The sequence below is a fragment of the Chamaesiphon sp. VAR_69_metabat_338 genome, assembly GCF_031423935.1.
In the GTDB taxonomy this organism is placed as follows: Bacteria; Cyanobacteriota; Cyanobacteriia; order Cyanobacteriales; family Chamaesiphonaceae; genus Chamaesiphon.
This window is the reverse complement of sequence record NZ_JANPGM010000407.1, coordinates 1-8,772: the sequence shown is the minus strand read 5'-3', so window position 1 is coordinate 8,772 and position 8,772 is coordinate 1. Positions and strand designations below refer to the sequence as shown.

Below are 8,772 nucleotides of genomic sequence, written 5' to 3'. Positions count from 1 at the left end.
CGTCTGTCTTTCTTGGATTGTCGAACTGTTTCGCGATGCAAGTCGTAGAGTTTGGACATGCAACTCCGAATTTCGGCGGTGCTCACAGGGTTTCGGAATGGCTCAAATACGGCAGGTTGCGCCGCACATCGAGCGAGGAGTCCGAGATCGGAGATTCTACTAGGATCGTTGGTAGGGACAAAATAGACATCGATTTCTCTCACTTCACTATCGATGGTGAGAGCAGTAGTTACCTGTCCGCCAGGAGCCAGCAGAGACTCCAGTAAGTTTTTGGCAAATTGGTCGTGGGGGAATTGTGTCATGCTGAAATTAGCCTTAACTTAAAGTGTGATAAATTCCCCAAATTGCCATCGCGCGGAGGTAGTGACTGGCTCGAAAAGTACCAGCGGCAGTAATTGCTTCTGGCGTTCTAAACTGCAACCCATTATTATAGACTTGCTCGACGATCGTCTGCGTTAATTTTAGTGCCTCCTCACGCATTCCCATTTGCACCAAAAAGGCGGCGATGCCGAAGTTAATTCCCGTCCATACTTCGAGAGGATGGGTATCTTTGGGATTTGACGGCGAGCCGTCGATTTTGACCCCGTTGGCGGCTCCAAATTTACCACCTTGGAAGTTGAGATAACAAGATTGATAGACTGTTTCTAGGGCAGTTTTGGCACAATCTAGGGGCACGATATCATCTAGTTCGAGGAGTTTGGCGTAGAATTGACCGCACAATTGATCTGCCATGACTACTTCGGAGCCACTACCCGTGTCGATGCGATAATAACTACCATTCCAGAGTCGTTCTTGATAAATTGGTTTTGCTGTATCTAACCAAGCTTGATATTGAGGGATGATTTCGGCGGGTTTAGGAGTTAATTCGCCGTGGTATTCTTGGCTGAGAATTTGACCGATCGCAATCGCTGCTTCTAACGCTGCTAACCACAATCCGCCGCAATAAGCACTAATGCCTTGCAGTCGCCAATCATCAAAAGTTTGATCGGGTGCGCCGGAATTTTCAATCATCCCATCATCATCGAGATCGAATTGCTTGAGGTAGGCGAGAGTATCAACAATTGCCGTCCAACATTCGGCAAGAAATTCGATATCTTGTTTGCCGGTAAATATATAAGCACGATAAACTTGCAAGACAAAATCACTACCTAAATCTTTCCAGAGATTGCAATCTTGATAGCAGGTATAGTTAGTCTTTTCCCAGGGATGTTCGTTGGGTGCGCCGAGATCGTGAGGGGTGGCGTGGAGAGTTTTGCGGGGTGCCATCATTGCATCTCGATCGACATTTTGAGGGCGATCTTCGTAGCCGAATGCGGTTTGGACGTAGTAACCGATAAGGCGTTTATTGGTATCTTCGGTATCGATCGCTCTGGCAAAGGCAATTAGGATCGATTTCTCTAATTTTGGCCACAGTAATAGGACGGAAAAGGAGCCATATAACCGCACATCTAAACTTTCATACCAGCGGTAATCCAAGCATTCTAAGACTCCAAATTGTCCGACCGGATCGCGATCGTCAGCCGCCGACCATAATGTCCCGCCGTCGGTAAGTAAATATAGCTCGTTAAACAAGGCCATCTTGAACCAATCTGGCAGATCGGATCGATCGAGAATGGGTTGTTGCCAGTCAATTATTTGCTGTTGCCAAGTGTCGGAATGTTTGAAAGCCGTGCGCACCATCGCCCAACTATTTTCACCCGATCGACCAAAGAAATCTGTATAGCGACGATAATAATTTATCCCCTTAGCAAATTCAGTAATCGGGAAATCCCAAGCGAGAATAAACGGAATCTTTTTAGTTTGTCCGGGTTTTACTGTAAACCGAATCGTAATTGCCGCAGCAATCCGTTCGCCTGCTTTTGCAGTACTTTCATCATCGATATCTGGCAGCGAACCATCTGCCGCAAAACTCTCCCAAAGATCGCCACCATTGCCGATCGGATTCCAGCGCGAATGATAAAATACTTCGAGACTGGGATTGGCAATACTCGCGATCGACCATTGCCCTTCACCTTCGCTCGGTGTCTCTAATTTATGCGCTTTATCGAGTAAACAACCGACACGATAATTATCCACAATCCACTGATTGTAATTACCCTCACTTTCGCCGATGCGCGGCTGATAGTCATATACCGGACTACCATCGTCGCGAATTTCCACCTGACTCGACGGACTACTATTTGCAAACCAACCCACCGTATTTTCCCAAGTCAGCATGATGCTGAGGGTAATCGGTTGCTCTGTCGGATTGTGCGCCGTCCATTCAAATACCGCGATCGGATAGGAAGTCTCCTGATAATTATCCGCCCAAATTGGCGAAAACTGTTCGCAAGTTAATTGTGCCTGGAAGACGTTTTCATAGCCGTACCAACTGCGGGGATATAAAGCCTGATAAGTGCCTGTAGTTTGCCCTGCGGTTGTTGTCTGGGGATACCATTGCCAGCGGTTTAAGCTGCCATCTTCTGGTGCTTGTGTAGACATGGCATACGCTTGTCGATCGCCATTTGCTAGCTGCTCGAAGACACTAAACTGACAAGCTGAGAGGTTTTTAAAAACGTGTTCGCCGCCGTCGATATGCCACAGATTGAACTCCCCCCGATGCGATCGACCGATACATCCCGCGCCAAATCCCCCTAAGGGCATCCCATGATAAGGGCCGTCGTCGAGATTGCTCTCATAACGCACTGTCTAGGGCTGTTCCCAGTCTTGATGAAACTGACGTTGCCAAGTAGCAGTAGGAATCGACGGACGTGGTGAGGGATTGAGCATATACAAAGCAGTTTGGGAGATGCAACTCCTCATTGTAGACTGCTGAGTCGATTTGCAACCTGCTGGTGACGATCGAATTTTGGCTTTGCCAGAGTCATTTATGATTCTTTAATAAGAGATCGCTAAAACCATTGATAGAGGCAATTCATGAATTATCTCTACCCGTGGTTTTATTCCTCAACCTAGCAATGTTCGATTTTTAAGCTTCAGCGCGATCGAATATTTCGATGAGTTTGTCGATAATTTCGGTACTATCAGTTTTGATACCGACTTCTCGTTCGCTAGATTTAGTATCGGAAGTCAGATAATTATGACTGCCGAGCATAGCAAATTGCCGATCGCAAATCAAGAATTTTTCATGAGTTCCTAAAATCTTTAATTTCAGCAGATTGGGATATTCAACTTGCAGTTCGTACAACCCAGGAACAGCATTATATGCCCAATCGCTCGATGCGAATAATTTTTCTTTTGATAGTTGAGATCGATCGTTATTGGCATCTTTTAAATGGCCCCACCCGATCTCGATCGAGACACCTCGCTCCAAAGCAGCTCTAAGTAAATTGCGAACATCTTTATTGACTGCAAATTCAGTCAGCCACGGGCAAACTAGTACCAGCCGTTTTTGCGACTGTTTCAGAGCTTGTAAAAAGATGGTACGACTCTGCTTGCGCCCACAAATTAGCTCATACGTATAATTTTTTGGTAATATTTGTTTGAAGGTTTCAAACCGATCGGCAACTACTCGATCGATAACAGCTAAGATTTCATCCTCGGTGTAACGATCGAGGCGATTGGTTAGGTGGAGATTGTAGTCATGTAAGCCTCCCAGGCTAGCATCTAAATCGCCGACGCGTTCGAGTAGATCGTTAAAATGTGAATTGTCCAGATCGATCGCACTGCTAATTTCTAAGATCGATCGATCCAGTTCGACAATCGCGATCGGATCTTGACGTGTTGAAAAGGCTTGCTCCAGCTCTAAAAACCGCCAGCCAACTTGTTTGATTGAATCCTCTGCAACTTTAGAACTGTCTTCTAATAACTGAATTTTAGACTCAATTTTGGCGATCGATAAATAGATCGGATCGCTGCCTGAGTCGCTAAAACTCAAACTGAGACTTTCTAAGCGCGCATCTCGATCGAGGGCGATCGTTTTTAAGGCGTTACTACTACCATTAACGGTACCCTGCTGGCGATCTAATTGTTGCTCGAAATTGGAAAAGTTCAGACTGAGTTGCTTGAGCGAATCCTTAGTTAAATCGATTTCAGTGAGGTACGGAACTAGATCGTTGTTGCGTTGCTCTAATGCGCTGAAGGCTTGATTCAATCGCTGTAGCTCTTGGCGATCTGTGCTGATGCTATCGACCAATTTGTCAAATTTGCGCCTACTGACTGTTGGCGGCAAGCTATGTAGTTGCGATTGTAGAGCTTGAGATTGTTTGACTAGCGACTCGATCTGACTGCTAAATTGCTGCTCTAAATTTGCTAGGTGTAGATCGGTGTTACGCGATGCTTTGTGCCGAGCGAATAAGCTCAAGGATAGTGAAAGTGTCAGCGGTGCGGCCATATAAGCTAGCTGCTGAGTGACAACGGCGGCAATCGTGCCTACTGTTGACAATCCTAATGCCGCACATTCAATATGATGAAGACTTTTTTTGATATTCACGAGATCCCAACGCTTTCAATTCTAGAGCTAGCAATATGATGTACTCTTATTCGCTGGGATCGTCGGCACATCGGGATAAAAATGCGATCTCCGCCCAAATTCTCCCGATCTGATGATTTTATCGAGGAGTAGCCGCAGGTTTGAAAATAGCGGCGAGAGCTTGGGGTAAAGTTTCGGCCATCACGATCCGATTTTCATAGGCGACAATTACCCGTACTAGCGTCGGGAGCTGATTTTGGGTAGCTTCGAGATAGAGCGGTTCGACATATAACAGCGATTGCTCGATCGGGACGATCAGTAAATTACCTTGAACTACCCGCGAGCCTTGACGATTCCAGAGCGAAATTTGGCTAGAGATGGCCGGATCTTGATTGATGCGGGCTTCGATTTGTTCGGGGCCGAAAATTTGGCGTTGTTTGGGGAAGGTATAGAGGAGTAATTTGCCATAATTCTCACCATCCGATCTTGCTGCCAGCCAAGCGACCAAATTCGTCCGCTGTTGGGGAGTATAAGGCAACAGGAGGGTAAATTCGGGGACGGGGACGGTCGGTAAACTGGTAATCAAATAATATGGCTCCACCAAGCGCGGTTTGTCACCATAGACTTCGGTCGGAATTTGCCACCGATCCTCGCGGTTGTAAAATACCTGCGGATCGGTCATGTGATAAGTCATCAACCGATCGGATTGAATCTTGAAGATGTCTTGGGGATAGCGCAAATGCCGCCGCAGGCTGATGGACATTTCACTGAGCGGTTTAAATAAATCGGGAAATATTTTTGCCCAAGTAGCGACGATCGGATCGCTGGGATCGGCGATGTAAAAGCTTACAGAACCGTGATAAGCATCGATGACAACTTTGACTGAGTTGCGGATATAGTTGATGCCTTCGGAGCCAGTATCGGCGTAAGGATAGCGATCGCTCGTAGTGTAGGCATCGACGATCCAATAGAGATAACTGGGATCGCGATCGTCGGTGGGATTGTCGCTAGCATCGGCGGCAACGATATAGGGATCGCGATCGTATCGTAAGAACGGGGCGATCGCGCGAATGCGCCGCTCGATATTTCGCCGCATTAACAACTTAGTTTGTGGCAAAAATTCGGGCGTAAATAGCATCCGCCAATCATTTAAATAGGTCGCAAATAGCAGTCTGCGCCCCCAAGAATCGAGAGGAATGCCACCCCGCCCGTCATAAACGTTATAGACATTATCATTGCCACTGGGATAATCCAACTCCTTGAGTTTGGTACCAGTCATGATGTATGTTTTGGTATCTTCGCCATAATAAATGCGCGGTTGCCCGATCGGAATGCTCGCGGTAGCGGCACCAGCAGTCGTCAGAGGACGTTTTGCGCTAACACCGATATCTTTGACTAAGTATTCGGGCAAGCCGCCAGCAGCAGCCCGATTGACGGGACTCAGGGTAAACCCATAACCGTGAGTATAAATCAAATGCTCGTTGACCCAGGTTTGGGCTTGTTTGGGCACGGCGGTATAGTCGAGTTCCCGCGCGGCGATCGAGACTTGTTGCTGCTCGGTAGAGCGAACTGACAGGGGTGGTGCTACAGGTAAAACTTTTGACTGGCTGATTAAGGTGTAGCGATCGATATCGGCATCGAGAAAGCGATAATAAAGCCGGATTTGTTGGAGTTGACGATTGGTAGCCAGCAGCGGTTGCTTATCCCAGAGCCTTACGTTGCGAATGATTCTGTCGTTGGCCTGAATTTTTTGCTCGGTGAGGTTAGCTTGGGGATTAAACTGATTTATCGCGATCCGATCTAGCCCAAAAGCTTGACGCGTTAGGGAGATCGTCCGTTTGATATAGGGTGTCTCGCGGACTAATTCATTCGGCTGGACGACCAAAGCTTGAACGATCGCCGGTAAAACTATCGTAGTGCCGATCGCCATCGTTAGATACCCGATCGCGACCCACCGCAGCAGTCGATACCGCGCTCGGCGCGGGAAATAGATCGATCTCCACAGTAAATATCCCCCGATCGCCAGCGATCCAATACTCAGGGCTGTCTCGGCTGGTAATAAAACAGTAATATCTGTATAACTCGCCCCAAACGATACGCCACGCGGGGAATATAGCAACTCCTGACAACTGAGCCAATAGCTAAAACTCACTACCAGCATCAAGCCACCACCCAATCCAGACAGATGGCGTTGTTGAGCGCGTGAAAATCCCCAGAACTTCCCCTGGCTGAGACTATCGTTAGCTAATAGATATGTCAAAAGCACCGCGATAAATCCATACAAGCACATTCCCAACCACCAAAATTCCAGCAGCTCCCCGACTGGTAAGCCAAAAATATAGTCGCTCAGATCGCGATCGAATACCGGATCGGTATGCCCGAACGGAGTAGCTTTAAAAGCGGGTAAAACTCTCGTCCATTGTTGCGAAACCACCCAAGCGATCGCTAAACTCAGCATCGGCGCGATCGAGTAGAGCAACCATCGCGGGTAGACGAGCATGGCGATCGAGCATAGCCCACCACCAACTACGATCCAGCCCTGGAGTGCGAACTGCTCGATCGTCTGCCCGATCGCCGCCAGTCGAAATAACTGCGGCGCAGGTGGTGTAATATCCGGCAAATTAGGATCTACACTCCATTGGCTGGCCGCCACTCGCAGGTAGTGAGCTAAAATTATGCCGATAGTTAAGCTCAAACCGATCGCCAGGGGCAGCAGTCTGTCGAGATTTAAAGTACCAGCAATAGTTCGGGATGGTAAATCGCTGTCTATTAAATTTCGATTGGCTTGCTGACGATCTTCGAGCGGGGACTGGAAACACTTTAAGCGTTGAGCGATCGCTAGATTACCAAGTAAAAATATGGTTGTCAGGCTAAAGACGCCAATCCCTAATAATCCTTGCGTTCTCAATCGCAGCAAGTACATCGGCAAATAGCCAACTTCCTCAAACCACAAGATTTCGGTACCCAGCCGCGCGATAAGTTCGATCGTCAGCCACAATAAGACGATCGCGATCGACACTAACAAATATTTGTGTCTGAATTTTTGTGGTGTTAACTTCACGCTCTGCTTTCTAACTAGTTTTACCCAACTTTTTCAAAAAGTCGGTTTCTGGGGGCTAGCTTGAGATCGATTGTTGAATCCGCTCCAATTGCGCGATCGCCGCGCCACTAGTCAGTAAATCTTGCGCCAATTTCATCCCCGCAGCCATATCGCTAGCCGCGCCACAATGCCACAGATAAAAACCGGCATTCCAGAGGACAGAATTCAAGACTTCCGAAGGTTTGCCTTCTAGTACTAGCGCAAATTCAGCCATCATGTCGGGGTTTGCTAGCAGCGGCGGATTGACATTACTCAATCCATGCTCGTAATGATGGAGGAAAATCCGCTCTAATTCATGCCCTTGCTGATGTACGCCCACGATAACGGCGCGATCGCGCGGCAAATCCGTACTACCTTCCAAACCTTTAACCGTCGTAATTTTGTGTGGTGTCTCCCGGAGAGTGGCGGCAATCAGTGCCATCTGCTCTGTCGGCGGGTGGACGTAACCAAAGATCAGATGAGCGTCGCCAGCATAAGGACACCATAGTAACTCTAAGGTCGCGATCGGCGGACGCTTGCCGATCTGATCGCGATATGGCGTCAGTCCAGCAGCAGTGGGAAAATGCGTCGGTGCGTAAATAAAACCCAAACCAGTTACAGCGAAGGTTTGTTGGATGCGATCGAGTGACATCTGCGTCCAATCGATGCCCCATTCCTGCCAGATATCGATCAGCGGCGTACCATATTTGGTCGGCATCCAATCGCCACCATGCAAAATAACCGGAATCCCTGCCGCCGTTAGAATCAGGGACACCAAAGGTGCCAGCGGCATCGTGCGCGATCGACCATCATAAGGAATCCCAAAGATAACAGGCGATCGACTGTGACTGGCGACGGGTTGTAGTTGGGGGCCAATTTTGGCATAAGTATCCAACATCCCCGCTAACTCCGCCCCCGTCGGGCGTTTGATCCGATGCGCGATCAGAAATGCACCAATTTGAGCTGGAGTTGCTGTTTGTAGCAGCATCATCTCCATTGCTACTGCCGCTTCCTCACGAGTTAAATTTTTTCCGGTATGCGGCCCACTGCCAATTATTTGGACGAATTTCCGAAATCGATCGCTCATCTTAGGGAGTAGGGGATAGGGGATAGGGGATAGGTGGACTGGGAGACAGGGAGACTAAGGACTAGATGGAACGCAGTTCCATTGTCTGAAGCCTATTCCCTATCCCCTATTCCCTATCCCCTGTTAATTGTTCGCTGACTAAATCGCAGAAAAATTTAATTGGCGGAATTTGAAGTCGATCGCTACTAGTGACGA

General features: G+C 48.1%; 3 protein-coding genes and 2 pseudogenes. All 5 read right to left on the bottom strand.

The features are described from left to right. Positions 1-302 (bottom strand): annotated as a pseudogene (locus RMO84_RS11305) (hypothetical protein); the annotation flags it as partial. A 13-nt stretch (positions 303-315) separates the two neighbouring features. Beyond that, a pseudogene (locus RMO84_RS11300) lies at positions 316-2,769 on the bottom strand (GH116 family glycosyl hydrolase). A 199-nt stretch (positions 2,770-2,968) separates the two neighbouring features. Then, complete coding sequence (locus tag RMO84_RS11295; RefSeq protein ID WP_310488562.1) at positions 2,969-4,432, bottom strand: phospholipase D-like domain-containing protein; 1,464 nt, start codon at positions 4,430-4,432, stop codon at positions 2,969-2,971. Between the two features lie 118 nt (positions 4,433-4,550). Beyond that, entirely contained in the window at positions 4,551-7,472 is a 2,922-nt protein-coding gene (locus RMO84_RS11290; RefSeq protein WP_310488561.1) for a UPF0182 family protein, read from the bottom strand. 55 nt (positions 7,473-7,527) lie between these two features. Continuing rightward, complete coding sequence (locus RMO84_RS11285) at positions 7,528-8,577, bottom strand: anthranilate phosphoribosyltransferase family protein (protein WP_310488560.1); 1,050 nt, start codon at positions 8,575-8,577, stop codon at positions 7,528-7,530. Positions 8,578-8,772: the final 195 nt, after the last annotated feature.